The organism is Clavibacter lycopersici (assembly GCF_003576405.1).
GTDB classification, from domain to species: domain Bacteria; phylum Actinomycetota; class Actinomycetes; order Actinomycetales; family Microbacteriaceae; genus Clavibacter; species Clavibacter lycopersici.
In genome coordinates this window covers 1-1,228 of sequence record NZ_QWGT01000408.1, presented here as the reverse complement: position 1 = coordinate 1,228, position 1,228 = coordinate 1, and the positions used below count along the sequence as shown (strand labels likewise).

The 1,228-nt window shown below is 78.3% G+C and carries 1 protein-coding gene; it reads right to left on the bottom strand.

Annotated features, from left to right (window positions below):
* On the bottom strand, nt 1–1,228 hold a 1,228-nt coding region (locus DZG00_RS15555; RefSeq protein WP_119455824.1), incomplete at both ends, for an aldehyde dehydrogenase family protein.

The window sequence follows — 1,228 nt, the reverse complement described above, 5'->3', positions numbered from 1 at the left end:
CGGTCGAGCGTGGTGGCGGGCCAGGGTCCGCCGTGCTGCTGCGCGTCGGTGACGGAGACGCCCGTGGGCCAGGCGTCGACCAGCACTCGGCCGGCGCGAGCGGCGAGCACGCGGATCAGCTCCGCCGTCGCGGCGTCGGCCTCGCCCTCGCCGAGGTGGACGCTCGCGGTCAGCTCGCCGGTGAACGTGCGCGCGGCGAGGGCGGCGAGGTCCGTGCCCGCGGGGTACTCGACGAGGAGCGCGAACGGCCCGAAGACCTCGTGGCGGAGCGCGTCGCCCGCGGCCTCGAAGTCGGCGAGGGAGACGGCGGCGACCGTGGGCGTCACGGATCCGTCGTCGCCCGCGGGCGCCCGGCCCTCGGCGACGAGGCGCACGCCGTCCACCGCGATCGCGGCGGCGCGGCCCCCGGCGTAGCCCTCCGCGATCCTGGCGTTGAGCATCCCGTGCGGCGCGACGGCGCCGGCCTCCTCCGCGAGCACCGGGTCGAGGCCGTGGCCCGCGGGGATCAGCACGATGCCGGGCGCGGTGCACAGCTGCCCGGCGGATCCGGCCGCGCTCGCCACGAGGGCCGCTGCGATGTCCTCGCCGCGCTCTGCGGCGGCGCGCTCCGTGATGACGACCGGGTTGACGCTGCCCAGCTCGCCGAAGAACGGGATCGGGTCGGGGCGGGCCGCAGCGACGTCGGCGAGGAAGCGGCCGGCGCGGAGCGATCCCGTGAAGGTGGCGGCGCGGATCCGCGGGTCGCGCAGCATCGCGAGCCCCGCCTCCTCGCCCTCGACGAGCTGGAGCGTGCCCTCGGGCAGGCCCGCGTCGACGAGCGCGGCGGACGCGGCGGCGGCGACCCGGCGCGACAGCTCCGGGTGCCCCGGGTGCGCCTTCACGACCACCGGGCAGCCGACCGCGAGCGCTGAGGCCGTGTCGCCGCCCGCGACCGAGAACGCGAACGGGAAGTTCGACGCCGCGAAGTTGAGCACGGGACCCACGGGCACGAGGTACCGGCGGATGTCGGGGCGCGGGGCGGGCGCCGCCTCGGGATCCGCGTGGTCGATGCGCGCGTCGAGGTAGCGGCCGTCGCGGGTGGCTGCGGCGAGGATCCGCAGCTGCACGGTCGTGCGCGTCAGCTCGCCGGCGAGGCGGCCGGGTGCGAGCGCGGTCTCCCGCTCGGCCACGGGCAGCAGCTCCGGGCGGATCGCCTCGAGCGCGTCGGCGACGGCGTCGAGCGCGCGGG